We start from the raw sequence: 25,426 nt of genomic DNA on the forward strand, positions 1-25,426 counted from the left end.
CGAGCTCCACAATAGACGCGACTATCCGAACCTTGGGAAGAGATCGGGCGACGAAACCTTTGTCGGGCAATGGTGTCCTGGCACCCCGCCTTGCGGGCAACGGTTTCTTTCAGGGATCAACGGATGTCGCCGCTGAAATACCATCGCGATCTGACGCACTGGACCGAATTCGTGCGTCTTGCGCAGGGGCGCGTTTATGGAAAGTGGATGCGACTCGCGCTCCTTGCGGCCGGCGCCTTGCCGATGCTGCTTGGCATCGCCGCCTCGGCGCTGTGGCCGGGATCGGTCGACACGACCTCCGTGCTGTTCGGCATCCTGAGCACACTCGTGGTCATCGGCATGCTGTCGCGGCTGGGACTTCGCCACCACGTCAAGGACGCCGGCTGGGTTCTCGGCAATCGCGAGATCACCGTAACCGAGCAGGGCTTCGTCGACGCCGGCAACGGCACCGTGCTCAGCGTGGACTGGCCGGCGATCGAAGGCGTGAGCGTCGCCAGAAACATCATCGTTCTCTGGATGGACCGCGCCGCGGGGGTCTTCATCCCCCGCATCGCCTTCCACTCCGACGACGAAGAGCGCAGCTTCGTCGAGTTTGCCGGCAAGCGGGCCGGAGCTGCGTGACGGGCTGGAGCGGTTTAGCCCGCGGGCATCGTCTTCTCGATCAGGCGCACCCAATAGGACGCGCCGTGGCCGAGAATGTTGTCGTTGAAGACGTAAGCAGGATGGTGGCACTCGTTGCCGTCGCCCATGCCGACGAGGATCATCGCGCCGGGGCGCGCTTCCAGCATGAAGGAGAAGTCCTCGGCGCCCATCATCGGAATGAATTTCTCGTTGACGCGATCGGCACCGGCAATCTCGCGGGCGACCTCGGCGGCAACGCCGGCTTCGCGCGCGTGGTTCATCGTCACCGGATACATGCGGGAGTATTTTGTCTCGGCCGATCCGCCATAGGCGCGCGCCACGCTGTCGGCGACCTCGCCGATGCGGCGCTCGACGAGATCGCGCACTTCGGGATCGAGCGTGCGCACGGTGCCGCTGAGCTCGGCGACCTCCGGGATGATGTTGAACGCCGTGCCGGCGTGAAATTGCGTGATCGAGACGACGGCGGATTTCAGCGGGTCGACGTTGCGCGCGACGATCGATTGCAGCGCGTTGACGATCTGCGATCCGATCAGGACGCTGTCGATCGACTTGTGCGGGCCGGCGCCGGCATGGCCGCCCTTGCCGTGAACGGTGATCTGGATGTTGTCGGAGGAGGCGAGCATCGCGCCCGGCGTCGTTGCGAAATGGCCCTCCGGCAGGCCCGGCATGTTGTGCATGCCGTAGACCTCCTGGATGTTCCAGCGGGTCATCAGGCCATCGTCGACCATCGCCTTGCCGCCGCCGCCACCTTCTTCCGCGGGCTGGAAGATCACAACCGCGGTGCCGTCGAAATTGCGCGTCTCGGCGAGATACTTTGCCGCACCCAGCAGCATCGCAGTGTGCCCGTCATGGCCGCAGGCGTGCATCTTGCCGGGGACTTTCGAGGCATAAGGCACACCCGACGTTTCCATGATCGGCAGCGCGTCCATGTCGGCGCGCAGGCCGATCGTCCTTCCCGATCCGCTCTTGCGGCCACGGATCACGCCGACCACGCCGGTGCGGCCGATGCCGGTCGCCACCTCGTCGCAGCCGAACGCGCGCAGCTTGTCGGCAACGATGCCGGCGGTGCGGTGCACCTCGTAGAGCAGCTCCGGGTTCTCATGGAAGTCATGGCGCCAGGCGGCCATTTCGTCGGAGAGTGCGGCGACGCGGTTGATGACGGGCATGGGGGCTCCGTTTCTTGTTAGGTTGCCGAGGATATCGTCATTCCGGGGCGATGCGAAGCATCGAACCCGGAATCTGGAGATTGTGGTGCGAGATTCCGGGTTCACGCGGAGCCTGTCATCGGGCCGGGCTTCGCCCGGATCCGGTGGCGTGCCCCGGAATGACGGGAGAGTTCAGCTCTCCCCGAACACGCGCCTGAAGATCGTGTCGACGTGCTTGAGGTGATAACCGAGGTCGAACTGCTCCTCGATCTCGGCGTCACTGAGATATTTCTTCACCTCGGCGTCCTTCTTTAGCAGCTGCAAAAAGTCGCCTTCGCCGCGCCAGACCGGCATCGCGTTGCGCTGCACGAGCTTGTAGGCATCCTCGCGGCTCGCGCCCTTCTGCGTAAGTGCCAGCAGCACGCGCTGCGAATGCACGAGGCCGCCGAGGCGGTCGAGGTTCTTCTGCATGTTCGCGGGATAGACAAGGAGCTTGTCGACCAGGCCGGCCAGGCGCACCAGCGCGAAGTCGAGGGTGACCGTCGCATCAGGGCCCATCATGCGCTCGGCGGAGGAGTGCGAGATGTCGCGCTCGTGCCAGAGCACGACGTTTTCCAGCGCCGGCGTCACATAGGCGCGCACCATGCGCGACAGGCCGGTGAGGTTCTCCGACAGCACCGGGTTGCGCTTGTGCGGCATCGCGGAGGAACCCTTCTGGCCTTCCGAGAAGAACTCCTCGGCTTCCAGCACTTCGGTGCGCTGAAGGTGGCGGATTTCCACCGCGAGACGCTCCACGGAGGAGGCGATCACGCCAAGGGTCGCAAAATACATCGCGTGGCGATCGCGCGGGATCACTTGCGTCGAGATCGGCTCCGGCGTCAGCCCCATGGCCTTCGCAACGTGCTCTTCGACGCGCGGATCGATCTGGGCGAAGGTGCCGACGGCGCCCGAGATGGCGCAGGTCGCGACTTCCTTTCGCGCCGCGATCAGGCGTTCCTTGGCGCGCGAGAACTCGGCATAGGCAAAGGCGAGCTTGAGGCCGAACGTCACTGGCTCGGCATGGATGCCGTGGGAGCGGCCGATGGTCGGCGTCATCTTGTGCTCGAAGGCGCGCTTTTTCAACGCGGCCAGCACCTTGTCGAGATCGGCGAGCAGGAGATCGGCGGCGCGGGTGAGCTGGACGTTGAGGCAGGTGTCGAGCACGTCGGAAGAGGTCATCCCCTGGTGCACGAACCGCGCTTCGGGGCCGACGATCTCGGCGAGGTGGGTGAGGAAGGCGATGACGTCGTGCTTGGTTTCGCGCTCGATCTCGTCGATGCGGGCGACGTCGAAGGTGGCGTTGCGAGCCTTGTCCCAGACCGTCTTGGCGGCCTGCTTCGGGATCGTGCCGAGCTCGGCGAGCGCATCCGCCGCATGCGCCTCGATCTCGAACCAGATCTTGAACCGCGTCTGCGGCTCCCAGATCGAGGCCATTTCCGGGCGGGTGTAACGGGGGATCATCGCTAGACTCCAGGTGGGGCGGGGCGCGCCCGAGGGCGCGGACTCCGGCCAAAATGTCTTTTACGCCGCGATTTAGCAGAGCGGGGGGAGCGAAACAAACGGCTCGGCTCCTCAAAGGGGGGATTTGCCAGGCGTTTTCGTGGACCTGTCAATCACGAAAAACTGAATGACAGATATTGAAATCTGTCAGCAAGACATGTATATCGGTGTTCGGACGCTCCGATTGGGCGTCCCGCGGCTCCGCCCCCGGGGCCCGGGTCCGAAACAAACGGACCCATGGGCCGTAACCAAGAGGGTGGGTCGCGGACGAAGTGGAGACTTACGACAATGACGACCGAAATCATCAATATCGCCGGGCAGATTGGGCACTGGCTCAATGTGCTGGTGGCGCGCCAGATCGCGGCGCAGGCTGCAAAACTGCCGCATTAAGGCAAGAGCTTTCCGAACGACCGGCACGGCCGCTTCGGAATGCGGCCTGATCGCCGGGTGAATGGCCCCTCTCACGGGAACATGGTGCTGGCATGAACGAAGCCGTTGTCTTGACGCCGGAGCGCATTCTCGAAGTCACAGAGGACGTGCTCAGGCGCTATGGGCTTGCCAAGGCCACCGTGGTCGACGTTGCCCGCGCGCTCGATGTGAGCCATGGCAGCGTCTATCGCCATTTTCCGAGCAAGGCCTCGCTGCGCGAGGCCGTCGCCAAGCGCTGGCTCGAGCGCATGGATGCGCCGCTGCGCAAGATCGCGCAGGATACGGGGCCCGCGCCGGCGCGGCTCGAGGCCTGGCTGCGGACGTTGTTCGCCGCCAAGCGCGAGCGCGTGTGCGACGATCCCGAGATGTTCCAGACCTATCTGACGCTCGCGCGCGAAGCCTGCGCGGCGGTGAAATGCCACAAGGACGGCCTCGTCGAGCAGATGTCGGCGATCCTGTCCGACGGCGTGAAGCAAGGCCTGTTCGACGTTGCCGACACCAATGTCACCGCGCGCGCAATCTTCGATGCGACCAGCCGCTATCACCATCCCGCCCACGCCGACGAGTGGAAGGACGCCGATCTGCCAGCCCGCGTCGATGCGACGCTGACCCTGTTGCTGCGCGGGTTGAAGGCGTAAGGACGCCCCTTCACCCTCTCATTCTGACGTACAAGAGCCGTGGCTTCTCACCCTCTGGCCTTGTGCGCGAGGGGGCCGTCGCGAAGCAAAAGCGGATGAGGGGCCTTTTTCCGCGGGTGGATGGTGGCGTCGGCCGACGGCACAACCGGCGGGCTCTCCGGATATGGATTGATCTCGATTTCGACGACGTCCCTTGACCGCTTTCGAAGGCGGTAGAAGGTAAGCTCCTGTTCGAGCATGGGGCAGCGAAAGCCGACCGCAGCCGTATCCGGCAGGCGGCAGAGCTCGTCGATAAGTTCGCCTACGGTGATGATCGGGGGATGGGCGCTTCTCTTATGATTAGCCTTACTCATGGCGTTACTCCTCCACTGCATTACTAACCGGAGCTGAGTGCTCTCAGTTCCGCTGGAGCGACGCTCAACGATCTCCATGCGTCAGCATTGCTGCTAGATCCGCATCAGCCCGCAATTCGCCGCAAGCCGCACGAGCTGCGCATCCGTACGCGCGCCCGTCTTGGTTTTGATCAGATAATGGTAGTTCTGCACGGTCTTCACACTGAGATTGAGATGCGCCGCGATCTGCTCGGTGGTAACGCCGCTGACGAGCTGACGCAAAATCTCGATTTCGCGCTCACCCAGCTGATCGAGCGCCGAGCCAGTCGGTGACAGGCTCTCCTCGGCCAGAACATGGGCGATGTCGTCGCTCATGGCACGCTCGCCGCGGGCAACCGCGCGGACGGCTGCAACGACTGCGGCGGGCTCGCTGCTCTTGGTGACGAAACCGCATGCGCCGGCGCCAAAGGCAGCTTTCACCAGCACGGCCTCGTTGTGCATGGTGAAAACGAGAATGCGCGCGCGGGGATTGCGCGCGCGGATGTTGCGGATGGCTTCAAGGCCGCTCGCGCCGGGCATTGAGATGTCGAGCACGATGACGTCGGGATCATGCGTCTTGAAGGCGCCGTATGCGTCCGCGGCATTGTCGGCTTCGGCGACGACATGCAGATCGCCCTGGCTTTCCAGGACGCGGCGATAGCCTTGCCGGACGATCGGATGATCGTCGACCAGCAACACCGAGACGCCCTTTGCCGCCACCTCCGTCATGTCAGCCTCATGCGGCCAGCGGAATGGTCGCCGCCACGCTCAGCCCGCGATTGGCGCGCGCGATCGACAGCGAACCGCCGGCGGCCGCGACGCGCTCGCGGATGCCGGTCAGCCCGAAGCCGGCCGACTGTGACACCCGATCTGCATCGCCGCCCCCGTCATCCTCGACGCGGATCAGCAGCGCGTCGTCGTCGCCGGCGCGCCGCTCGATCCGCAGGTTGATCTCACGCGCCGCGCTGTGGCGCAGCGCATTGGTCAGGCATTCCTGGGCGACGCGGTAGGCGGTGGTTGCCGCCGTGCCGCTGACGTCCGCAAGGTTGCCCTTGAGGTCGAGCTGAATCGTCGGCTGTATTGCGATCTGCGAGCGCCAGCTATCGACGAGATTGACGAGGCTCGCCTCGAGCCCCAGCTCCTCCGGTAACGGATTGCGCAGCCGCTTCAGAGTGTCGCGGAGCGATGCCATGATGCGATGCGTAGCCTGCGAGATCATGCGTGCATCCTGCGCGATCCCGCTCGCATTCGTCTCCTTCGCGCTCGCCGTCCCAGTCTCAATGGTGCTGGCGAAAGCGAGGATGGCGGACAGATTTTGCCCGAACTCGTCATGCAGCTCGCGGGCGAGCGCGCGCCGCTCGTCGTCGCGGATCTCGAGCAGGCGCCGGGTCAGCGTCGCGCGTTGCTCGGTCGCTTCCTCGAGCCGGCCGCCGAGCTCGCCGACGGCCTTGCCGATCATCGCAAGCTCCATGGAGCGGAAGCGCGGCAGCGACGTGCGGTACTGCCCGCGCGCCATCCTTTGCAAGGCGGTCACGATCGAGCGGGCAGGTGCAAGCGTATGTGCGATCGCGAGCGAGGCCAGCAGCGCAATCGCTGCCGACATCAAGAGCGCGACGTCGATCACGTTGAGAATGTACTCCCAGGCGAGTGAGATCGCCGCAGCCTGATCAGGCGTCGCCACGACCGTGCCGGCAGCGGCCGCGCGCGGGCTCACCGGCCGCACCACCTCGGCATGACTGCCGAGGAGGGTCGGGACCAGGGATGCGAACCAGCGCGGCGGGGTCCGGCCGATCCCCTGGCTCTGGCCGCACAGCGGCTTCTCGAATGCGGCCGCGGGCTGGAACTGCACGCAGACGCCCGGCGCAATCAGCTTCATCGTCTCGAGCGTGCGCCAGTCCGGAACCGGTACGAGATGCTCGCGCATCCTGTTGCTGCGCAGCAAGAACTCGCGCCAGTACAGCGCCTCCAGCGCTTGCGCAACGCGCTGGGCGGAGGCGGCAGTGGCGCGATCGACGCTGCGATAGGCATCAAAAGTCGCCCAGACCGTCGCGGCGGTCAGGCACAGCGCAACGATGACAAGCAAACGGGCGACGAGCTGAAGCACGAGGCGCATGCGATCACCCCCAACGTTTGGTAGGGTCACGATAACAACGCCGTCGCACCTTGCCAATCGCGGCCGACATCGGGCGATGCTGCTCGGGAAAATTTCCCAAGCCGATTTGGGCATGGCTCTTTGGACTGCGCCGGGCGGCTTTGATCTAATCGGGGGCGGGTCGCCAACAGACCGGGGAGCGAGACAGCATGAGTTCGATCACCATCGGCAAGAGCGCGCCACCTGCGGCCGACCCGTCGGAGCGGAGCGCGCTCCTGCTCTGGATGATCTTCACGGGCCTCTCGATTTTCGCCGTCGTGCTGCTGTGGCGCTTCGGCCTGATCCATCTGATGGTGGTCTCCGACCGCACCTACATTTCGAGCGTGATCGCGGTTCTCTATGTCGTCACCTGCGGTCATTGCTTCTGGCGGACCCGCGCGATCGCGCGGGAAGGGGCGGCGGCGCGGCGCTGCCGTGCGATGCTGTCAACCAAGGACGGCAGCAAGGCGCTCGATGCCGCCGCCACATCGCTGCCACATGGCCTCGTCAGGGATCACATCGAGAGCCTGGTGACGAAGGCCGCGGCGCAGGACTATCGGCCGGTCGACCAGACGCTGCTGCTGCGGACGCTCGCCGACCGCCTGCGCGGCTCCAACGGGTTCGGCGCCTTCGTTTCGGATACGCTGATGAAGCTCGGCCTGCTCGGCACCATCATCGGCTTCATCATCATGCTGGCACCGATTGCTGGACTGGACGCGGCCGACAAGGTTGCGATGCGGTCCTCGATGGGGTTGATGAGCGACGGCATGGCGGTTGCGATGTACACGACGCTTGCGGGCCTCGTCGGCTCGATCCTGGTCCGTATCCAATACTACATGCTCGACGCCGCGACCCAGCGGGTGTTCTCCGACGCCGTCGTGTTGACCGAGACCTACGTCACGCCGGCTCTGGAACGCAAGCGTCCGGGAACGCGCCATGATGGATGATTTCGGGCTCTATCCGCGCGAGGAGCCGTTCGATCCGCTCGGCGTGATGCTGTTCAAGGCGCTCCAGGTGATCGCATTCCTGTTCTTCCTCGCGCTTCTCGCCGTCTCGCCGGACGCTAAAGACGGCAAGATCGACTCCAAGGCCGAGTTCATGATCACGCTGGACTGGCCGGACAATCATCCTGATGATCTCGACCTGTTCGTGCAGGATCCCGCCGGCAACATCGCCTGGTACCGGCATCGCGAGGCCGGCTTTCTCACCCTCGACCGCGACGACCGCGGCGGGGCCAACGACTTCATCGTGGTCAACGGCAAGAAGATCGCATCCCCCATCCGCGAGGAGATCGTCACCGTGCGCGGCATCGTCGCCGGCGAATACACCGTTAACGTCTCGCATTTCCAGGCGACCACCGGCGAGCCGGTCTCGGCGAACGTGAAGGTGCAGAAGCTCAACCCGACCGCCCAGGTGATCTTCGACAACAAGCTGACGGTCAACCATACCGGTGACGAAAAGACCGCGGTGCGGTTCCGGCTCGATTCCGAAGGCAAGGTGGTCAATGTCGACCAGCGGCCGAAATCGCTGCTGGAAACGTTCCGCAGCAGTTGGCGCAACGGCGCGGACATCGATCCCAAGACTGGCGTGAGGATGCGTCGTGACTAGCCTGCAACTCGTCATACTCACGATTTCGGTCGCTTACGCCGTGATTGGCGCACTGCTCCTGGTCGTCCTGGTCTATGGACGCCTGCACTGGTCGCTGAAGGCCATGGCCGTCATTGTGACCAGCGTCTTCTACCTCGTCAGCTTCGGCGCCATGCGCGGGCTGCTCGGCTGGGCCAGCACGGACCGGCTGCCTGGATCATTCAAGCTGTTGGCGGCGCGCATCGTCGAGCCGCATTCGCTGGAGGGTGACCCCGGCTCGATCTATCTGTGGGTCGAGGAGCTCGACGATGACCACCGGCCGAGCGGCATCCCGAGGGCATTCCGCGTTCCCTACAATGATACGCTGGCCGAGAAGACCCATGGAGCGGAGAACGAGATCGCGGCAGGACGCCCGCAGGGCGGGCGCGCCGCGGATTTCGGCGGAGGTGACGGCACCATCATCGACATGGTCCGGGAATATGTGACGCCCAAGGCCGTGATCGAGACGGCCGGCGGCGATTCATCGACTGGAGAATTCAGGGCCCCGCCGGCCGGTAGCGAGCAGGGCGCAGTGTTCACTCCGCTGCCGCCGCCCAGAATGCCCCCCAAGGACGAGCAATAGGCTCCACCCGCCTGGGCGGCAACGGCTGGTCAACAGCCGTGCGCTGGCGCATCTTGTTGACGTCCCTCAAATTGGCTTTATCGGCATACGAACAGGGTTTGAGGGTGGAGGACGCGTGCGACTGGCCGTCTTTTCGGATATCCATGGCAACCGGCAGGCTTTTGACGTGTGCCTGAAGGCGGCGCGCGAGCGCGGTGCGGAGCGCTTCATCCTGCTTGGCGATTTCGTCGGCTATGGCGCCGATCCGGAATGGGTTGTCGATACCGCGATGGAACTGGTGGCTCACGGCGCCGTCGCTGTCCGCGGCAATCACGACCAGGCGGTCCAATCGTCGGCCGAGACCATGAACGCCGAGGCGCAGATCGCGATCGAATGGACTCGCGGCCGGCTCGATGCCGCGCAGCGGCGCTTCCTCGCGGAGCTGCCGATGTTCGTCGAGGATGACGACCGCCTCTATGTGCATTCGGAAGCCTCGCACCCGACGCGATGGCACTATGTCCGCTCGACGACGGACGCCGCAAAAAGCCTGATCGCGACGCCGTGCCACGTCACTTTCTGCGGCCACGTCCATCGCCCGGCGCTTTATTCGATGTCGGTGACCGCGAAGATGACGAGCTTCGTACCCAAGACCGACGTTCCCGTGCAGCTCTTGCGCGGCCGGCAATGGCTCGCGGTGATGGGCTCGGTCGGCCAGCCGCGCGACGCCGATCCCTCCGCCTGCTTTACGCTGTTCGACACCGAGAGCTGTCAGATCACCTATTGCCGGGCACCCTATGACATCGAGGTGGCGGCGAGCCGGATCCGAGAGAACGGCCTGCCGCATTGGCTGGCCGACCGGTTGTCGCAGGGACGCTGAGCGATGCCAAAATCCCTGGTCAAGGTCGGAGCTGAGATCGACGGCTTCACCGTCGGTGAATGCGTGCATGCCGGCGGCATGGCGACGCTGTGGGCGGTCACCCATCCCGGCATCGACGCGCCGCTTCTGATGAAAGTTCCGCGGGTGTCCGAGGGCGAGGACCCGGCCGCCATCGTCTCCTTCGAGATGGAGCAGATGATCCTGCCGCGGCTCTCCGGCCCGCACGTGCCACACTGCTTCGGCACCGGCGATTTCGCGCGCCAGGCCTATGTCGTGATCGAGCAGCTTCCCGGCACCACGCTCTATCCGCGGCTGCCCGACCTGCCGTTGCCGTATGAGGAGGCGCGCGTGCTGGTCGCAAAGATCGCGACCGCGCTGGCCGATCTGCACCGGCAGAACGTGATCCACCACGACATCAAGCCGAGCAGCATCATGTTCCGGGCAAGCGGCGAGGCGGTGCTGATCGACTTTGGGCTGTCGCATCACGACCATCTGCCGGACTTGTTGCAGGAGGAGTTCCGGCTGCCCTACGGCACCGCGCCGTATATGGCACCGGAGCGGCTGTTGGGCCTGCGCGACGATCCGCGCAGCGATCTGTTTTCGCTGGGCGTGCTGCTCTATTTCTTCACTACGGGCGAGCGTCCCTTCGGCGAGGGCGAGACACTGCGCGCAATGCGACGCCGGCTGTGGCGCGATCCGCATCCGCCGCGCAACTTGCGTCCCGATTATCCGCCCTGGCTTCAGGAAATCGTGCTTCGATGCCTGGAGATCGAGCCGGTCCGGCGCTATCCGACCGCCTCGCAGCTCGCCTTCGATCTCACCCATCCCGACAAGGTCAGGCTTACCGCGCGCTCGGAGCGACTGAAGCGCGATCCGCTCTCGGTCGCCTGGCGGCGGCGCTTCAATCAGGAGGTGACGCAGCCGCGGCCGAAATCGGATGTGGCGGCGCAGATTGCCTCGAGCCCGATCCTTGCAATCGCGCTCGACACCGCCGAGGGCGCGCCCGAATTGAACGAGGCGCTGCTCGTCACGACCGAACGGATCCTGGCTACGCTACCCTCGGCGCGGCTCGCCTGCGTCAACGTGCTGAAGCTGAACCGTCTCGTGATCGACCGGACGCTCGACGAAGACGGATCCAACAAGCATATCGACCGGATGGTCGCGCTCAGGCATTGGGCAACGCCGCTCAAGCTCGACGAGAGCCGGCTCACGGTTCATGTGCTGGAGGCGATCGATCCGGCCGCCGCGATCCTGGAATTCGCCGAGATCAACCAGGTCGACCACGTCATCATCGGCGCGCGGCAGAGCTCGTTCAGGCGCACGCTGCTCGGCAGCGTTTCATCGAAGGTCGCCTCCGAAGCAACCTGCACCGTCACCGTGGTGCGGCCGCCGAGGATGGCCGCGGATTCAGAAGAGGTGAGGGCGGACGAAGCCGCGGGCTAGCTGCGCATGATCCGGAAAAGTGTGTAGCGGTTTTCCGGCGCGACAAACGCGGAATGCGTTTACGCGGAGATCATGCGCAGACAAAAAGGTAGTGCGCAGTTCAGAGGGCGTGGGCAGCGTGACCATCGCGCTTGCGGCGGACGGGCAGCCAGAAGTCCGGGCCGGCGTTGCTGCGGTCGGGACCGACGCCGAAGAACTGGATGATCTCGCGGCAGGGTTCACAATTGAACAGATTGCCGGAGGAGGCTGCCTTCGACATCTCGTTCAGGCAGTTGGGGCAAAGCGGTTTCATCAGGCAATTCCAAAAAAAAATCAGTGCTGACGCGGTGACCCGAACTGGTCCAGGTCCACGATCTCGGACCCGGTGTCATCGTTGGCTTCGCACGCTGTACGCTCGTAGCGACCGAAGAAATAATCGAGGTCCGGATGCGGGCGCCGCGGGATGCGGCACCTGCGCTTCGGTTGACGTTTCGCGATCGCGACCTTCACGGGCGTTCAGCCCCGGTGGCGATTGAGGTGGATGATGCGGGCGGAACGAGATGCGACCTTCACCGGGGGCGCTACATGGACGCGGCGCGCCGCAGTCACGGCATTCAAGCCGAGCCACAACGCCACGCCAATCCAGACCAGGGTCGCCGTCATGAGGTACTCCCGTCGAAAAGGGGAGCGCTCTTGTGCATTGATTTGTACGAATCAGGGAAGCTGGGATGACTACGGGGTTTAAGGCAATCTTAAGTTTGTCGCGGTGCAACACCCGTAGAAACCCGCGAGGTATTTCGTCCGCGCGGGTTCAGATCGCTTCACCGCGCGCGTTTGCGGCCGCATCGCGGATCGCGGCGATGTTGGTCTTATAGGCCTCTTGCGTGCCGCCGCGGAACACCGCAGTGCCGGCGACGAATGCGTTCGCACCGGCCGCAGCAAGGGCACCCGCGACGTCGGGCCCGACGCCGCCATCGACCTCGATGTCGATCGGCCTGCCTGCGGTCATCGCGCGGATGTCGCGGATCTTGCCGAGCGCGGAGGGAATGAAGGCCTGGCCGCCGAAGCCGGGATTGACCGACATCACCAGCACGAGATCGATCAGGTCGACGACGTATTCAATCGCGCTGATCGGCGTGCCCGGGTTGAGTGAGACCCCGGCCTTCTTGCCGAGCGCGCGGATCGCCTGGAGCGAGCGGTGCAGGTGAGGACCTGCCTCCGCATGCACAGTGATGTGGTCGCAGCCGGCCTTGGCGAAGGCCTCCAGGTAGGGATCGCAGGGCGCGATCATCAGATGCGCATCGAAGATCTTCTTGGTGTGCGGACGCATCGCCATGATGACGTCGGGGCCATACGAGATGTTCGGAACAAAATGCCCGTCCATGACGTCGAGATGCATCCAGTCGGCGCCGGCGGCATCGACCGCGCGCACCTCTTCGCCGAGCCTGGAAAAATCCGACGCCAGGATCGACGGCGCGATCACCAGGGGGCGGAGTGCGAGGGCTTGGGTCATGGGCACAGTTTCCCGAAAAGTGTTGGGCCGTGTGACGATGGGCCTCGCCTAACATGGGCGATGCGGGGGGGCAATGCAGGGGGAGGCGCTTCCTGTGGGCGGAAAATTCTGCCGTAACCGGCACGAATTGCCGGTGTTCCCTGGCGGCCCAAGGCGCGGCAAAGCCGGATTTGATTGAGGTTTTTGCGCTGGCACGACGCTTGCTGACTGGACTGGAGCATTGGCCGCGGCTTGCCGCATCGTCCGGAGTTGTCGAATGTTGTTCGCCCTTGGTGCCGTGTCGGGTGCGCTCGACGCGTTGCAGTCGTTGACGTCCTCGAAGACGTCCTCGACGCAGCAGACAGGCTCCACGCAAGGGGCGACCAACCCGTTCTCGATCGACAGCGGCAGCAGCACGACGAGTGGCGCGAGCTCGTCGGTCAACTCCGGCAACTGTCCGCAGATCTCGCCTGAGACGATGAGCGCGCTGATTGCGGCGCAAAGCCAGTCGTCGGTGAGCACGAGCAGCTCCTCCAGCTCGACCTCGTCGAGCTCCTCAACGAGCTCATCGTCGACGTCGATGAGTCCGCAGGACGCGCTGAAGGATCTGTTCTCGCAGATCGATGCTGATGGCGACGGCAGTATCACCAAATCGGAATTCGAAAACGCGCTGGGCGCGGGCGGCACCAATGTGGCGCAGGCCGACGACGTCTTCTCCAAGCTCGACACCAATGGCGACGGCAGCGTCAGCCTCGACGAGATGTCGAAGGCGCTGCAGGGTGGGCATCACGGTCACCACCATGCCGAAAGCGCCGGCAGCTCCAGCGGCTCCGGAGACGCCAGCTCCAGCGGCTCGGACGGCGGCTCCGATCCGTTGACCGGGGCGACCTCGACGTCCGTGACCAATAGCGACGGCTCGACCACGACCACCGTCACCTATGCCGACGGCTCGAAGGTCTCGATGACGACGCCGGCTGCATCGAGCTCATCGAGCTCCGGCTCCAACTCCAGCGGCTCGAACGCGGCGACCTCGTCCTACAACTGGATCGAGCAGATGATCCAGCGCGAGGCGCAGCAATTGTCGGCCACCGCGGCCTCGTCGCTGTCGGTGAGCGTCTGACGAGAGAGCGGACTGCTCCGGCCGAATTTCGGGTGTCGTGCCCCGGCTTGACCGGGGCACCCAGTACGCCGCGGCCTCTCCGTGTGCGTCATTGTCTCTGGAATACTGGACCGCCCGGTCGAGCCCGGGCGGTGACGAGTGTTGGACTAACCGAACCGATCCCTCCACGAAGGTAGCGCAGCGGCGAACGGCAACGCCGTGGCGCTGTACACGCCACGCGCAATCGCGCGCGCCACGACGTTGGCTGCGACCATGCCGACCTCGGTGAGGTCGACGATCGGATCGATCGCCTTCTCGCAGGTCGCTGCGGCAAACAGCACGTCGCCGTCGGTGGGTGCATGCACCGGATAGATCGCACGGGCAAAGCCGGTCTGCCCGATCATGGCGAGGCGCTTGGCTTGCGCCTTGGTCAGCGTTGCGTCGGTGACCACGAGACCGATCGTCGTGTTCTCGCGCGCACTGGCGGCCGGCCCGCCCTTGATGCGCATCTTGAGCATGTCATCCGTGAAGCTATCCGGCAGGCCGCGTCCGCCGAACTCGCCGCCCACCTCGAACGGCGCGGCCCAGAACCAGGGGCCGTCGCCCACGGTGACGCTGCCGACTGCGTTGACGGCGGCGATTGCCGCGACCTTGATGCCGTTGCTGGTCACGGCGGACGCCGAGCCGAGCCCGCCCTTGAAATTCGCCGTGGTGGCGCCGAGGCCCGCGCCGACGTTGCCGAGCGCGAAGTCCACGCCGGCCGAGGCTGCCGCGGCGTAGCCGAGGTCGCGGTAGGGCGGGAAGCGTCCCCAGGCCTTGTCGCCGCCATTGAGAAGATCGAACAGGATCGCGCCCGGTACGATCGGGATCAGCGCCTCGCGGACCCGGAATCCGCGGCCCTGCTCGGCGAGCCAGGCCTGTACGCCGCCGCCAGTCTCGAGCCCGAAGGCGGAGCCGCCCGACAGCGCGATCGCATCGACGCGCTCGACCGTGTTGGCAAGATCGAGCAGAGCGTCCTCGCGCGTGCCGGGCCCGCCGCCGCGCACGTCGATCGCCGCCACCGCCGGCTGGTCGAAGACGATTGCGGTCGCGCCCGAGGCGAGCTTTTCGTCATGGGCGTGCCCGACGCGGACACCGGCGATGTCGGTGAGGAGGTTTTTCAAGGCGGCACTCCCGGCGCTGCAAGCGGCAGTGCCTTCAGCGATAGCGTAGGCGGAGGCTGCGCTCAACTGGCGAGCGCGATGCGGAGCATTCTGGCGAGCTCGGACTTGCGGTAGGGTTTTGCGAGCAGCAGCACGCCGGTATCGAGCCGGCCGTGATGGACGATGGCGTTTTCGGTATAGCCTGACGTGAACAGTGTCTTCAGCGCCGGGCGACGCCTCGCCGCTTCGTCGGCGAGCTGGCGGCCGTTCATGGCGCCGGGCATGATCACGTCGGTGAAGAGCAGGTCGATGTCGGCATTGCCGTCGATGAGCGTCAGCGCTTCCGCCGCATTCGCCGCTTCCAGCGCGTTGTAGCCGAGGCTCCTGATCTGGGTCACGACATATTGGCGTACCAGCGCGTCGTCCTCGACGATCAGGATCTTTTCGTCGCCGCCCTCGATCGGAACGTTCCGCATCGCCTCGAGCGGGGTCTCCTGCACGCCGGTCGAGCGCGGCAAATAGATCTTCACGCTCGTGCCGTGACCTTCCTCGCTGTAGATCTTGACGTGCCCGCCGGACTGCTTGACGAAGCCGAACACCATGCTCAGCCCAAGTCCGGTGCCCTTGCCGACCTCTTTCGTCGTGAAGAAGGGGTCGAACACCCGCTCGATCAGCTCAGCCGGAATGCCGGTGCCGGTGTCGCTCACCGCGATCATCACGTAGTTGCCGGCGATGATGTCGACGTTCATGCTCGCATAGCCCTCGTCGAGGAAGACGTTGCGGGTCTCCAGGACCAGCGTGCCGCCGTCGGGCATGGCGTCGCGCGCGTTCAAGGCGAGGTTCAGGATCGCGGTGGTGAGCTGGCTCGGATCGACCAGTGCCGGCCAGGCGTCCTCGGTCAGTTGCGGCGAGATGGTGACCTGCTCGCCGAGCGTCGGATGCAGCAGCTTGGCGGCTTCCACGACCAGCGCGTTGGGATCGACCTCGCGCGGCTGCAGCGGCTGCTTGCGGGCAAAGGCGAGGAGGTGCCTGGTCAATTGCGCGCCGCGTTCAGCCGCATCATCGATCAGCCTGGTGATCGCCGCCAGATCGGGCCGGTCGCCGACGGCGTCTGACAGGATCCCGATCGTGCCCGTGATGACCGTGAGCACATTGTTGAAATCATGGGCGACGCCGCCGGTGAGCTGGCCGATGGCGTCCATCTTCTGCGCCTGCCTGAACTGGGCCTCGGCCGCTTTCTTTTCGGTGAGGTCGCGTCCGATGAAGAAATGGCGCTTCACCGGGTCGGACCAGGTGCCCATCCAGTTCAACGTGACGTCATGCCCGTCCCTGTGGGGGTAGCGCGCCTCGAAGCTGCGCTTGGTCAGGCCGCGCCGCGCGGCGCGCATTTCCTCGCGCGTTCCCTCGAGATCATCGGGATGGATGAACTCCGTCGCGTTGTGTCCGATCATGTCCTCCGGGCTGAAACCGAGGATATCCTTCACGCTCGGGCTGACCTGAACGAAATTGCCGTAACCGTCGGTGACCAGGATCAGGTCCTGCGACGTCTCGAAGATGCGCTGGCGCTCCTCGACCTCGCGATTGAGCGCGGCCTGCGTTCGCTTCCGCTCGGTGATGTCGCGGGCGATCTTGGAGGCGCCGATGATCTTGCCGTCCGACGACCACAGCGGGAACTGGCTGAGCACGACGTCGAGCGGCTGCCCGCTCTTGTGCACGCGCACGGTTTCGTGCTGCTCGATGACCTCGCCATTTCGGGTGCGGGCGAGGATGTCCTCCAACTCCTCCCGGCGGCCCTCCGGCATGATGATGTCGATCGGTTTGCCGACGGCTTCCGTCGCGGAGAAGCCGAACAAGCGCTCGGCGGCGCGATTCCAAGCGGTGATGGTGCCATCGAGCGTCTTGGTGATGATGGCATCGTTGGAGGATTCCACAACCGAGCTGAACAGCCGCTCGCGCTCGCCGTGATGGTCGCGCTCCGAGGCCGATTGCCGTCGCAGCATGCCGAGCAAATCGATGGTCTGCGCCTGCAGGCGGACATTCTCGATCAACAGCACCGCGAGCACGAAGCTCGCGGCTAGTAGACCATAGATCCGCCCCGCGTAAAAACCGAGATCGAAGCGAGCGCCATTGAGGATTCCCGACAGGGCGATATCGAATAGCCAGGCGCACATGACAACCATGAGCCAGACGTCGATCACCGAATGCGGCCGCCGAAACCACAGCGTGACCAGGGCGGCGGCGCTCAAGGACCATACGAACGAGATCACACCGATCTGCGTTGGCGTAAAGTGGCCGTCGCGCAAAAGGTCCGGCAGCAGGTCGTGCTTGGCCGTGACGATCCAGACAAAGGCGATGACCGCCGCGGCCGGTCCCAGTATGCTGCAGAGGATCGCAGGGCGCACCGCCCCCCTTATTTTGACGCCACCGCCGGCGTCCTTCAGCCAGGCATAGGCGAGCACGAACAGCGGAAAGCCGCCGTGCCAGATCATATAGAGCCAGGCGGTGGTCTGTGGACCCGCGCCCAAAAGTCCTGTTGGCGCGAACAACTCGGGGAAGGTCAGGGCGTGGGCAATTGCTGCCGCCGCGGTGAAAAGGTAGCCGGTCGAGAGCATCAACAGCGCGCGGGTCCGCAGGACCGCAAATTGCGACAACAGGAGCACCGCAGTGACGATGTCGATGATCGCAAGCGCGGACTGGTAACTCGCGACGAAGGCCGGAACGCGCGCAAGCGGCACTCGGGCGAACGGAACAGCCAAAGCGAACAGAATCGACGAGACGCCAACGATCGCCAATGCTGCAGTGCGATCGCTCCGAGCGGCCGGCAAGGTCGATAGAAAGGTGCTTCGGTCGTTCGGTGCCAGCACGTTCACCTCTCTTACGGACCGCCATTGACGGCTTCCAGACACTCCTTGGAGCATATCCTAGCCCGCTACCGCTCTGCGCGGTAGCGGGGTCTGGGCACGCGCTCTGATGGGAAGATACGCGACTCAACCGAAGGTTAGAGCTTACTTAATTTTTCCCAGAACGAGCAGCCGAGACCGGGTAAGCTGGTCTTTACCGACTGGGGAAATAATACCTCTACCGCTGTGGCGGGATCCCGTTCCGGGAGGCAGATTTCTTGACCGACACCATTTCGTGACGACGGGAGTTGTTCCATGCCCCGGATCCTCGTGATCGACGACCAGAAGGAGGTCCGGGCGATGGTATCCATCGTGCTCCGGGTCAATCGTTTCGAGGTCGTGGAGGCGGAGAGCGGCGCGGCCGGCCTCAAGGCATTTGGCGAAGTGGCGTTCGATGCGGCGATCGTGGACATTTTCCTGGCCGACGCCAGCGGCCTCGAGGTCATGACGGCGATCCGCGAGAGCTCCCCAAACTTCCCGATCGTCGCCGTCTCCGGCATGACGGCCCTCGACTTCATGGAGGAGGCACCGGGCCTTGCCAACGTCGTCTGCCTGCAGAAGCCGTTCCGGCCCAATGATCTCCTCCAGGCGCTCAAGACGGCGCAGTCGGGCAAGCTCCAGGCCGCGGTCTGACTGCCGGATGCGAAAACGCCCCGGCGAGCCGGGGCGTTTGGAAGGATGGCCTCAACGCCGAGGCGTTGCGAACTCTCGTTACGAGCCCTTGGCGCCGAGTTCGGCGTAGTTGCCCTTGGCGTCCCACTTGTAGACGACGTAGTCGATCTGCTTGAGGTCGCCCTTGGCGTCAATTTCGATCGGGCCGAGCACCGTATCCCACTTGCCGGCCTTGATGGTCTCCATGACCTTCTTCGGATCGGTTGTGCCGGCCTTCTTCACCGCCTGCGACCAGACCTGCAGCGCGGCGTAGGTGTAGAGGGTGTAGCCTTCCGGATCGATGCCCTTCGCCTTGAAAGCTTCGACGATCTTCTTCGCGCTCGGCTTGTTGCGCGGATCGGGTCCGAAGGTGAACAGCGTGCCTTCACCCGCCGGGCCGGTGATGGAGGCGTACTCCTTGTCGGCCAGCGCGTCGCCCGACATCAGCACCGTCTTCAGGCCCTGGTCGCGCATCTGACGCAGGATCAGACCGGCTTCCTGATGGTAGCCGCCGATATAGACGAGGTCGATGTTGTCCTTCTTCAGGCGCGAAACAATCGCGTTGAAGTCCTTGTCGCCCTTGTTATAGGATTCGTAGAGCTTCTCGGTGATGCCGGCCTTGTTGAGGGCCTTCTTCGTCTCGTCCGCAAGACCCTTGCCGTAGGTGGTCTTGTCGTTGAGGATCGCGATGTTCTTGCCCTTGAAGTTCTTGCCGATGTACTGCGCGGCGATCAGGCCCTGCTGGTCGTCGCGGCCGCAGGTGCGCGCCACGTTCCACAGCTTGCGCTCGGTGAAGAGCGGGTTGGTGGAGGCAGGCGTGATCTGGAGCACGTTGCCGTCGGCATAGGCTTCCGAAGCCGGGATCGAGGACGACGAGCAGAAATGCCCGGCGACGAACGGGATCTTGGCGCCGGCGATCTTTTCCGCCACCGAGCGGGCCTGCTTGGGATCGCAGGCGTCGTCTTCGGCGTCGAGCGCGAGCTTCTTGCCGTTGACGCCGCCGGCGGCGTTGATGTCGGCCACCGCCAGGTCGGCGCCGTTCTTCATCTGCCGGCCGAAGGCGGACTCGGTACCGGTCAACGGGCCCGCGACTGCGATGGTGATATCCTGCGCGAACGCTGCCGTCGACAGCGCTACGGACGCGCCAAATGCCAGACCGATGAGCTTCAGTGATTTCATGAGATACCTCGCGGGTGGTCGTTTGTTGGGAGTTGCCGGGTTGGTCCGGTTCAAACCGGCGCCATTCTTGAATGAATTTACGGAGAAGTCACCGGCAAAATACGGGCATTAGCAAAGATATCTAGCCGCTTTCTCGCGCAGGGCGGGCCTGGTCAGGCGTGCCGGCCACCTTCCAGATAGGCGGCGCGGATTTCGGGGCGCTGCAGCAATTCGGCGCCGCTGCCCGCGAGCGTGATCAGGCCGTTGACCATGACGTAGCCGCGATGCGCGAGCTTCAGGGCATGATTGGCGTTCTGCTCGACGATCAGCACGGTCAGGCCATCCTGCCGGTTCAGGGTGCGGATCGCGTCGAAAATCTGTCGCGCAATGAGCGGTGCGAGCCCCAGCGAGGGTTCGTCGAGCATAAGCAGGCGAGGGCGGCTCATCAAGGCGCGGCCGATCGCCAGCATCTGTTGCTCGCCGCCGGACAGGGTTCCACCGCGTTGGGCAAATCGTTCCTTCAGGCGGGGAAACAGCGCGAACACGCGCTCGAGCGTGCTCTCCCGTTCCGCCGGCGTGCTGTCGGTGACATCAGCCCCCATCTGGAGGTTCTCGGCGACACTCATCCGCGGGAAGATGCGGCGGCCTTCCGGCGACTGCGCGATGCGCAAATGCGCGATCTCGTGGGTCGGGACGGCGGTGATGTCCTTGCCCTCGTACAGGATCTGCCCGGCGCGGGCGCGCGGCTTGCCGAAGATCGTCATCATCAGCGTCGACTTGCCGGCGCCGTTGGCGCCGATCAGCGCGACGATCTCGCCGGAATTGATCTCGACGTCGACGCCCTTCAGCGCCTCGATCTTGCCGTAGGCCGCGCGCAGGCCCCGGATCGCGAGCAGGGGGGATGCCGCCGTCACGACCCGCTCTCCATGACCGCCATCGCCTCTTCCTCGTCGGCGCCGAGATAGGCGGCGATCACCTTGGGATCGTCGCGCACCTCGCGCGGCGTGCCTTGCGCGATCTTCACGCCGTGGTCCATCACCACGATGTGGTCGGAGATCTCCATCACCACCGACATGTCGTGCTCGATCAGGAGGATCGACGTTCCGAGGTCGTTGCGGATCGAAAGCAAGAGCTCGCTCAAGGCGGCGCTCTCGCGCGCGTTGAGGCCGGCAGCCGGCTCGTCGAGGCACAGGAGTGCAGGCTCGGTGCACATCGCGCGCGCGATCTCGAGGCGGCGCTGGTCGCCATAGGCGAGGTTGCCGGCCGCATCGTCGGCGCGATCCAGGAGGCTAACTCGCTTCAGCCAGTCGGTGGCGAGAGCGATCGCCTGCGCCTCCGCACTGCGGTAGTTCGGCGCACCGATCAGGCCGAGGAAGGTGAAACCGGAGGCGCGCATCAACATGTTGTGCTGCGCCACCATCAGGTTTTCCAGCACGGTCATCCCGGGAAACAGGCGGATGTTCTGGAAGGTGCGCGCGACCTTGGCCTGCTTGGCGATGCGGAAGTCGTTGAGTTGCTCGAGCGCGATTTCCTTGCCGTCATCGTGGGTGAGGCGGATGGTGCCGCCGGTCGGCTTATAGAAGCCGGTGATGCAGTTGAACACCGTCGTCTTGCCGGCGCCGTTCGGTCCGATCAGCGCCGTGATCTTGCGCCGGTCCGCCGCGAACGACAGGTCTTGCACGGCGACGATGCCGCCGAAGCGCATGGTGAGCTGATCGACGCTGAGGATACGCTCGCCGCTCATCCGTGGCCTTCCTTGACGAGGTCGGAGGAGATGGCCTGCGCCTTCTTCAGATACACGGTCGGCGCGCGATGGCCGATCAGGCCGCGCGGTCGCCAGATCATGATCAGCACCATCGCCCAGCCGAAAACCAGCATGCGGTAGATCTCAAGCCCGCGGAACAGCTCGAAGCCGCCGATCATGGCGAGAGCGGCGAGCGCCACGCCAAGCTGCGAGCCCATTCCGCCGAGCACCACGATGGCAAGCACCAGCGCGGATTCCTGGAAGGTGAAGGATTCCGGGCTGATGAAACCCTGGCGCGTTGCGAAGAAGGCGCCGGCGAAGCCGCCGAACAGCGCACCCGTCGCGAATGCCGTCAGTTTCGTGGTAGTGGTGTTGATGCCGAGCGCACGGCAGGCGACCTCGTCCTCGCGCAACGCTTCCCAGGCGCGGCCGATCGGCAGGCGCCGCAACCGGATCGTCACCCAGTTGGTGAGCAGCGCCAACGCCAGGATCAGGTAGAACAGGAAGACGATGCGGTGGGTCGGCGAATATTCGATGCCGAGCTTTGCGGCGAGCCCATCGTCGCTGTTGTCGAGCGGGATGCCGAACAGGGTGGGGCGCGGAATGCCGGTGACGCCGTTCGGGCCGCCGGTCAGGCTCTGCCAATTGATGATGACGAGCCGGATGATCTCGCCGAAAGCGAGCGTGACGATCGCGAGATAGTCGCCGCGCAGTCGTAACACCGGGAAGCCGAGCATAACGCCCCACATGGCTGCGAGGATTCCGGCGAGCGGTAGGCAGATCCAGAACGACAGGCCGAAATTGGTGGCGAGCAGCGCATAGGAATAGGCCCCCACCGCATAGAAAGCGACGTAGCCGAGATCGAGCAGGCCGGCGAGCCCGACCACCACGTTGAGGCCCCAGCCCAGCATCACATAGGTGAGCACAAGGATCGCGAGGTCGAGGATGTAGCGTTGGTTGTAAAAGATCGCCGGCACGAGGAGGGTGAAGATCAGAAGCGCCGGCGCCAGGTACCGGCCAAGGATCGACATGCCGCGATGCACGGCGGGCGGCACCAGCTTCTCGGCGCCGACAGGGCCGATCCATTGCCGCAGCAACTCGATGAGGATCGATCCTCCGAATACGATGCCGACGATGGAGGCGAGTTCGCCGAACCTCGTCCAGTAGGTCAGTTGCCCATCGGGACCGGCCTCGGTGCGGATGCCGATCATCAGCGAAAACAGCACCAGCGCGACGAGGGCGCTCAGGAAAGCCTTTTTCAGGATGAAGGGGATACCCGCTGCGGTGCGGGTTGCGGATACCGTTTCTTGCGAAAGAGCTGTCACGCGGGCGACCCGTCAGACTTTTTCGACTTCGGGACGGCCGAGAAGGCCGGTCGGCATGAAGATTAGCACGATGATCAGGATCGAGAACGCGGCGACGTCCTTGTACTCGACCGAAAAATAGGCCGACCAGAAGGTCTCGATCAGGCCGATCGCAAGCCCGCCCAGCACCGCGCCCGGCAGCGAGCCGATGCCGCCGAGCACGGCCGCCGTGAACGCCTTGATGCCGGCGACGAAGCCCATGTTGAAATCGACCTGGCCATAGTAGAGCAGGTACATCAGGCCCGCCACTGCCGCGAGCGCCGCGCCGATCACGAAGGTCATGGAGATGGTGCGGTCGACATTGACGCCGAGCAGCGCCGCCATGGTCTGGTCCTGCTCGCAGGCGCGCATGTCGCGCCCAAGCCGCGTGCGCAATACGAGCCGGTTGAAGATCAACAGCAGCACGATCGTGGTGACGACCACCACGATCTGGATGTTGGAGAGCTGGATCACGAAACCGTCCGCGCTCTCGTGCAACGTGTAGCCGCCGGTGATCAACGGCGGGATCGGCTTGACCCGGGCGCCCTGCGCCACCTGCGAGTAGTTCGTCAGAACGAAGGACATGCCGATCGCCGACAGCATCGGGGCGAGGCGGAAGGAGTGGCGCAGCGGCCGGTAGGCGATGCGCTCGACGGTCCAGCCATAGAGCGCGGTGATTGCCATCGAGACCAGGAGCACGACGAGCAGGATGATCGGGACCGCGGTCAGGCCGAACGAAACCAGGATCAGGAAGGTGATCAGGGCGATGAAGCCGCCGATCATGAAGATGTCGCCATGGGCGAAATTGATCATGCCGACGATGCCGTAGACCATCGTGTAGCCGATGGCGATCAGGCCATAGATCGAACCGAGGACGAGACCGTTGATGAGCTGCTGGGTGAAATAGTCCATGGGCTGCCGTTATCTGAACTTGGTGCGGCTCAAAGGGAGCTCTTGAGAGAGAGTTCTTGGGGCCCCGGCAGCCCTTGAGCATCCCTTTTGTTGTAACAGGAGGGAACTGGCCGCCGCAACTGGGCTTGGCCTTGGCATAAAGGCTTGTACAGAGTTCATTTCGCGTCCCGGGTTCCACCTCCGGAGAGGGAACCCGGTTCCCCGGCAACCAAAATAGACACCGGCCGTTATGCTCTTCTGGCGTCCAACAAGGGAGTTTCCCGCGATGACGAAGCAGCAAAATCAGAATCCGGGCCAGCAGAATCAGAAGCCCGGCCAGCGCCCCGATCAGCAGCAGCAGGGTGGTGGCCAGAAACCCGGACAGCAGCAACAGGATCCGATGCGCCAGGGCGACAAGCCGGGCCAGCATGGTCAGGACCAGCGTTGATCCCGAAGCACCTTGGAGTTGTGCAAGCGCCTTGGAGTTGCAAGCACTTTGGAGTTGTAAGAGTCCCGCCGAAAGGCGGGACTTTTTCCATTTGCCCGGCTGAGGCTTGTCCACGGCAGTTAAGGTAAACAAAGGGTTTAAATTGCCGCCTCAAGTCGAGGGGAGTTAGCTGCCGCAAAAGGCCCCGACCGGCTCGGGCCCAACGGAAATCATGCGGGAAGCGGCAATGCTGAAGAACTGGCGGATCAGCTCAATCAATGGCGTGGTGTTGGCCGCCTATTTCATCCCGGCCTGGACGTTGATTGCCTTTAATATCATGGTCGCCCCCGTGCACGGCCTCTACGAGCGGCCGAGCGTCGCGGTGGCGCTGTTCATCAGCGACCAGCTTCAGATGTCGGGCATGAGCACGGTCCGCGCGGCGTGGCTGCTGGCGCTCGGCCGCCTCACCGTGGTGGCCTTCTTTGCCATTTTCCTGGCGCTGCTCTCGCTCCCCAGGGTCCGCAAGGCCGGCGGCTCCGACGAGGCGCTCGCCATTGCACTTGTCATCGGCAGCCTGATGTCGTTTGCGAGCATGGTGATGGCCTCGAAGGTCGGCGAGATGGCTGCCCTCAGGCTGCACGCGACCGAGCTCTTGCTGCTGCTCGGCGCGACAATCGTGCTGGTGATCGAGCGGCCGGCCCAGCCGCGCGTCGAATCGACAGCGTCGCTAGGGCTTGAGCAGGCCGAGCTCCTGCACAATCGCTGAGGCTTCCTTGACCGCGTGGTTGGCCGCCGGCACGCCGCAATAGATCGCCTGCTGCAGAAGGATTTCCTTGATATCGTCGGGGGTGAAGCCGCCCTCGGCGAGCGCTGCGCGCACGTGCAGGCGAAATTCGTCCCATTGCCCGAGCGCGACCATGGTGCCGATGACGAGCACGCGACGGGTCCGCTCGTCGAAATGCGGCCGCGTCCAGATCTCGCCCCAGGCGTAGCGGGTGATCAGGTCCTGGAAATCGGTGTTGAACGCATTGCGGTTGGCGATCGACTTGTCGACCCAGGCGTTGCCGAGCACCTTGCGGCGCACCTTCATGCCGGCATCGCGGCGCTTCTCGTCGTCCATGGACTTCTCCTCTTGGGCGGTTCTTCACCTCGCCCCATCGGGGAGAGGTCGATTTGCGCAGCAAATCGGGTGAGGGC

General features: G+C 64.6%; 27 protein-coding genes. 11 read left to right on the forward strand and 16 right to left on the reverse strand.

The window, feature by feature from the left end:
• Window positions 1-123 precede the first annotated feature (123 nt).
• Window positions 124-621 carry a YcxB family protein gene (locus SO180_RS02085; RefSeq protein WP_449377181.1) on the forward strand — a complete coding sequence of 166 codons (498 nt, stop codon included), beginning with the start codon at window positions 124-126 and terminating at the stop codon, window positions 619-621.
• A 14-nt stretch (window positions 622-635) separates the two neighbouring features.
• Here SO180_RS02085 and SO180_RS02090 read toward each other — a convergent pair whose 3' ends face one another.
• Complete coding sequence (locus tag SO180_RS02090) at window positions 636-1,808, reverse strand: M20 aminoacylase family protein (RefSeq protein ID WP_449377182.1); 1,173 nt, start codon at window positions 1,806-1,808, stop codon at window positions 636-638.
• Between the two features lie 171 nt (window positions 1,809-1,979).
• Window positions 1,980-3,287, reverse strand: coding sequence for an adenylosuccinate lyase (gene purB, locus SO180_RS02095; RefSeq protein ID WP_449377183.1), 1,308 nt, complete (start codon window positions 3,285-3,287; stop codon window positions 1,980-1,982).
• 521 nt (window positions 3,288-3,808) lie between these two features.
• On the opposite strand from purB, the gene SO180_RS02100 reads away from it, so the two are divergent.
• A complete protein-coding gene (locus SO180_RS02100) occupies window positions 3,809-4,393 on the forward strand; it encodes a TetR/AcrR family transcriptional regulator (RefSeq protein ID WP_449377184.1) in 585 nt (194 codons plus the stop codon).
• Between the two features lie 47 nt (window positions 4,394-4,440).
• On the opposite strand, the gene SO180_RS02105 is transcribed toward SO180_RS02100, so the two are convergent.
• From SO180_RS02105 to SO180_RS02115, 3 genes are all read right to left on the reverse strand, one after another.
• Window positions 4,441-4,746: a hypothetical protein gene (locus SO180_RS02105; RefSeq protein WP_449377185.1), complete on the reverse strand. Its 306-nt coding sequence runs from the start codon at window positions 4,744-4,746 to the stop codon at window positions 4,441-4,443.
• Between the two features lie 93 nt (window positions 4,747-4,839).
• Window positions 4,840-5,493, reverse strand: a complete 654-nt coding sequence (locus SO180_RS02110; RefSeq protein WP_449377186.1) for a response regulator — start codon at window positions 5,491-5,493, stop codon at window positions 4,840-4,842.
• A gap of 7 nt (window positions 5,494-5,500) precedes the next feature.
• Window positions 5,501-6,877, reverse strand: a complete 1,377-nt coding sequence (locus tag SO180_RS02115) for a sensor histidine kinase (RefSeq protein ID WP_449377187.1) — start codon at window positions 6,875-6,877, stop codon at window positions 5,501-5,503.
• A 188-nt stretch (window positions 6,878-7,065) separates the two neighbouring features.
• On the opposite strand from SO180_RS02115, the gene SO180_RS02120 reads away from it, so the two are divergent.
• From SO180_RS02120 to SO180_RS02140, 5 genes are all read left to right on the forward strand, one after another.
• Complete coding sequence (locus SO180_RS02120) at window positions 7,066-7,842, forward strand: MotA/TolQ/ExbB proton channel family protein (protein WP_449377188.1); 777 nt, start codon at window positions 7,066-7,068, stop codon at window positions 7,840-7,842.
• A complete protein-coding gene (locus tag SO180_RS02125) occupies window positions 7,832-8,503 on the forward strand; it encodes a hypothetical protein (RefSeq protein ID WP_449377189.1) in 672 nt (223 codons plus the stop codon). The genes SO180_RS02120 and SO180_RS02125 overlap by 11 nt, the downstream gene beginning before the upstream one ends.
• Window positions 8,496-9,104 carry a hypothetical protein gene (locus SO180_RS02130; protein ID WP_449377190.1) on the forward strand — a complete coding sequence of 203 codons (609 nt, stop codon included), beginning with the start codon at window positions 8,496-8,498 and terminating at the stop codon, window positions 9,102-9,104. Before SO180_RS02125 ends, SO180_RS02130 begins: the two co-directional genes overlap by 8 nt.
• A 115-nt stretch (window positions 9,105-9,219) precedes the next feature.
• Entirely contained in the window at window positions 9,220-9,960 is a 741-nt protein-coding gene (locus tag SO180_RS02135) for a metallophosphoesterase family protein (protein WP_449377191.1), read from the forward strand.
• Between the two features lie 3 nt (window positions 9,961-9,963).
• Window positions 9,964-11,403, forward strand: a complete 1,440-nt coding sequence (locus tag SO180_RS02140; protein ID WP_449377192.1) for a serine/threonine protein kinase — start codon at window positions 9,964-9,966, stop codon at window positions 11,401-11,403.
• Between the two features lie 100 nt (window positions 11,404-11,503).
• Here SO180_RS02140 and SO180_RS02145 read toward each other — a convergent pair whose 3' ends face one another.
• The 3 genes from SO180_RS02145 to rpe form a co-directional block, all read right to left on the reverse strand.
• Window positions 11,504-11,695 (reverse strand): hypothetical protein, encoded by a 192-nt coding sequence (locus tag SO180_RS02145; RefSeq protein ID WP_449377193.1) that lies wholly within the window; start codon window positions 11,693-11,695, stop codon window positions 11,504-11,506.
• 203 nt (window positions 11,696-11,898) lie between these two features.
• Complete coding sequence (locus SO180_RS02150) at window positions 11,899-12,045, reverse strand: hypothetical protein (RefSeq protein WP_449377194.1); 147 nt, start codon at window positions 12,043-12,045, stop codon at window positions 11,899-11,901.
• A 148-nt stretch (window positions 12,046-12,193) separates the two neighbouring features.
• Window positions 12,194-12,895: a ribulose-phosphate 3-epimerase gene (gene rpe / locus SO180_RS02155; protein ID WP_449377195.1), complete on the reverse strand. Its 702-nt coding sequence runs from the start codon at window positions 12,893-12,895 to the stop codon at window positions 12,194-12,196.
• A 256-nt stretch (window positions 12,896-13,151) separates the two neighbouring features.
• On the opposite strand from rpe, the gene SO180_RS02160 reads away from it, so the two are divergent.
• A complete protein-coding gene (locus SO180_RS02160) occupies window positions 13,152-13,994 on the forward strand; it encodes an EF-hand domain-containing protein (RefSeq protein WP_449377196.1) in 843 nt (280 codons plus the stop codon).
• A 146-nt stretch (window positions 13,995-14,140) separates the two neighbouring features.
• On the opposite strand, the gene SO180_RS02165 is transcribed toward SO180_RS02160, so the two are convergent.
• Both SO180_RS02165 and SO180_RS02170 read right to left on the reverse strand, forming a co-directional pair.
• Complete coding sequence (locus SO180_RS02165; RefSeq protein ID WP_449377197.1) at window positions 14,141-15,136, reverse strand: P1 family peptidase; 996 nt, start codon at window positions 15,134-15,136, stop codon at window positions 14,141-14,143.
• Between the two features lie 62 nt (window positions 15,137-15,198).
• Window positions 15,199-18,033 (reverse strand): PAS domain S-box protein, encoded by a 2,835-nt coding sequence (locus SO180_RS02170; RefSeq protein ID WP_449377198.1) that lies wholly within the window; start codon window positions 18,031-18,033, stop codon window positions 15,199-15,201.
• Between the two features lie 237 nt (window positions 18,034-18,270).
• Between SO180_RS02170 and SO180_RS02175 the strand changes: the two genes are divergently transcribed.
• The gene (locus SO180_RS02175) at window positions 18,271-18,648 is read left to right on the forward strand and encodes a response regulator (RefSeq protein ID WP_449377199.1); all 378 of its coding nucleotides are present in this window, start codon (window positions 18,271-18,273) and stop codon (window positions 18,646-18,648) included.
• Window positions 18,649-18,726: 78 nt separating this feature from the next.
• Here the strand turns inward: SO180_RS02175 and SO180_RS02180 are convergent, their stop codons facing one another.
• The 5 genes from SO180_RS02180 to SO180_RS02200 all read right to left on the reverse strand — a co-directional run bounded on the left by SO180_RS02180 (window position 18,727) and on the right by SO180_RS02200 (window position 23,823).
• Window positions 18,727-19,845 (reverse strand): branched-chain amino acid ABC transporter substrate-binding protein, encoded by a 1,119-nt coding sequence (locus SO180_RS02180; protein ID WP_449377200.1) that lies wholly within the window; start codon window positions 19,843-19,845, stop codon window positions 18,727-18,729.
• 152 nt (window positions 19,846-19,997) lie between these two features.
• Window positions 19,998-20,738, reverse strand: a complete 741-nt coding sequence (locus SO180_RS02185) for an ABC transporter ATP-binding protein (protein WP_027525334.1) — start codon at window positions 20,736-20,738, stop codon at window positions 19,998-20,000.
• Complete coding sequence (locus SO180_RS02190) at window positions 20,735-21,568, reverse strand: ABC transporter ATP-binding protein (protein ID WP_449377201.1); 834 nt, start codon at window positions 21,566-21,568, stop codon at window positions 20,735-20,737. Before SO180_RS02190 ends, SO180_RS02185 begins: the two co-directional genes overlap by 4 nt.
• The gene (livM, locus tag SO180_RS02195; RefSeq protein WP_449377202.1) at window positions 21,565-22,893 is read right to left on the reverse strand and encodes a high-affinity branched-chain amino acid ABC transporter permease LivM; all 1,329 of its coding nucleotides are present in this window, start codon (window positions 22,891-22,893) and stop codon (window positions 21,565-21,567) included. Before livM ends, SO180_RS02190 begins: the two co-directional genes overlap by 4 nt.
• Window positions 22,894-22,905: 12 nt before the next feature.
• Entirely contained in the window at window positions 22,906-23,823 is a 918-nt protein-coding gene (locus tag SO180_RS02200; RefSeq protein ID WP_449377203.1) for an ABC transporter permease subunit, read from the reverse strand.
• A 265-nt stretch (window positions 23,824-24,088) separates the two neighbouring features.
• Between SO180_RS02200 and SO180_RS02205 the strand changes: the two genes are divergently transcribed.
• Together SO180_RS02205 and SO180_RS02210 are read left to right on the forward strand one after the other, a co-directional pair.
• Window positions 24,089-24,250 (forward strand): hypothetical protein, encoded by a 162-nt coding sequence (locus SO180_RS02205; RefSeq protein WP_254111720.1) that lies wholly within the window; start codon window positions 24,089-24,091, stop codon window positions 24,248-24,250.
• Between the two features lie 226 nt (window positions 24,251-24,476).
• A complete protein-coding gene (locus SO180_RS02210; RefSeq protein ID WP_449377204.1) occupies window positions 24,477-24,995 on the forward strand; it encodes a hypothetical protein in 519 nt (172 codons plus the stop codon).
• On the opposite strand, the gene SO180_RS02215 is transcribed toward SO180_RS02210, so the two are convergent.
• The gene (locus SO180_RS02215; protein ID WP_449377205.1) at window positions 24,957-25,349 is read right to left on the reverse strand and encodes a carboxymuconolactone decarboxylase family protein; all 393 of its coding nucleotides are present in this window, start codon (window positions 25,347-25,349) and stop codon (window positions 24,957-24,959) included. The two genes, SO180_RS02210 and SO180_RS02215, sit on opposite strands and share 39 nt — an antisense overlap.
• Window positions 25,350-25,426: the final 77 nt, after the last annotated feature.

This window comes from Bradyrhizobium sp. UFLA05-112 (assembly GCF_053572325.1).

Excerpts from the sequence above, each read along its gene's own strand:
- SO180_RS02175 (WP_449377199.1), top strand. The coding sequence starts at position 18,271 with ATGCCCCGGATCCTCGTGATCGACGACCAGAAGGAGGTCCGGGCGATG.
- SO180_RS02190 (WP_449377201.1), bottom strand. The coding sequence starts at position 21,568 with ATGAGCGGCGAGCGTATCCTCAGCGTCGATCAGCTCACCATGCGCTTC.
- SO180_RS02205 (WP_254111720.1), top strand. The coding sequence starts at position 24,089 with ATGACGAAGCAGCAAAATCAGAATCCGGGCCAGCAGAATCAGAAGCCC.
- SO180_RS02160 (WP_449377196.1), top strand. The coding sequence starts at position 13,152 with ATGTTGTTCGCCCTTGGTGCCGTGTCGGGTGCGCTCGACGCGTTGCAG.
- SO180_RS02120 (WP_449377188.1), top strand. The coding sequence starts at position 7,066 with ATGAGTTCGATCACCATCGGCAAGAGCGCGCCACCTGCGGCCGACCCG.
- SO180_RS02200 (WP_449377203.1), bottom strand. The coding sequence starts at position 23,823 with ATGGACTATTTCACCCAGCAGCTCATCAACGGTCTCGTCCTCGGTTCG.
- SO180_RS02085 (WP_449377181.1), top strand. The coding sequence starts at position 124 with ATGTCGCCGCTGAAATACCATCGCGATCTGACGCACTGGACCGAATTC.
- SO180_RS02115 (WP_449377187.1), bottom strand. The coding sequence starts at position 6,877 with ATGCGCCTCGTGCTTCAGCTCGTCGCCCGTTTGCTTGTCATCGTTGCG.
- SO180_RS02105 (WP_449377185.1), bottom strand. The coding sequence starts at position 4,746 with ATGAGTAAGGCTAATCATAAGAGAAGCGCCCATCCCCCGATCATCACC.
- SO180_RS02125 (WP_449377189.1), top strand. The coding sequence starts at position 7,832 with ATGATGGATGATTTCGGGCTCTATCCGCGCGAGGAGCCGTTCGATCCG.
- SO180_RS02215 (WP_449377205.1), bottom strand. The coding sequence starts at position 25,349 with ATGGACGACGAGAAGCGCCGCGATGCCGGCATGAAGGTGCGCCGCAAG.
- SO180_RS02145 (WP_449377193.1), bottom strand. The coding sequence starts at position 11,695 with ATGAAACCGCTTTGCCCCAACTGCCTGAACGAGATGTCGAAGGCAGCC.
- SO180_RS02210 (WP_449377204.1), top strand. The coding sequence starts at position 24,477 with ATGCTGAAGAACTGGCGGATCAGCTCAATCAATGGCGTGGTGTTGGCC.
- SO180_RS02090 (WP_449377182.1), bottom strand. The coding sequence starts at position 1,808 with ATGCCCGTCATCAACCGCGTCGCCGCACTCTCCGACGAAATGGCCGCC.
- SO180_RS02140 (WP_449377192.1), top strand. The coding sequence starts at position 9,964 with ATGCCAAAATCCCTGGTCAAGGTCGGAGCTGAGATCGACGGCTTCACC.
- SO180_RS02180 (WP_449377200.1), bottom strand. The coding sequence starts at position 19,845 with ATGAAATCACTGAAGCTCATCGGTCTGGCATTTGGCGCGTCCGTAGCG.
- SO180_RS02150 (WP_449377194.1), bottom strand. The coding sequence starts at position 12,045 with ATGACGGCGACCCTGGTCTGGATTGGCGTGGCGTTGTGGCTCGGCTTG.
- rpe (WP_449377195.1), bottom strand. The coding sequence starts at position 12,895 with ATGACCCAAGCCCTCGCACTCCGCCCCCTGGTGATCGCGCCGTCGATC.
- purB (WP_449377183.1), bottom strand. The coding sequence starts at position 3,287 with ATGATCCCCCGTTACACCCGCCCGGAAATGGCCTCGATCTGGGAGCCG.
- SO180_RS02110 (WP_449377186.1), bottom strand. The coding sequence starts at position 5,493 with ATGACGGAGGTGGCGGCAAAGGGCGTCTCGGTGTTGCTGGTCGACGAT.
- SO180_RS02100 (WP_449377184.1), top strand. The coding sequence starts at position 3,809 with ATGAACGAAGCCGTTGTCTTGACGCCGGAGCGCATTCTCGAAGTCACA.
- SO180_RS02170 (WP_449377198.1), bottom strand. The coding sequence starts at position 18,033 with ATGCTCCAAGGAGTGTCTGGAAGCCGTCAATGGCGGTCCGTAAGAGAG.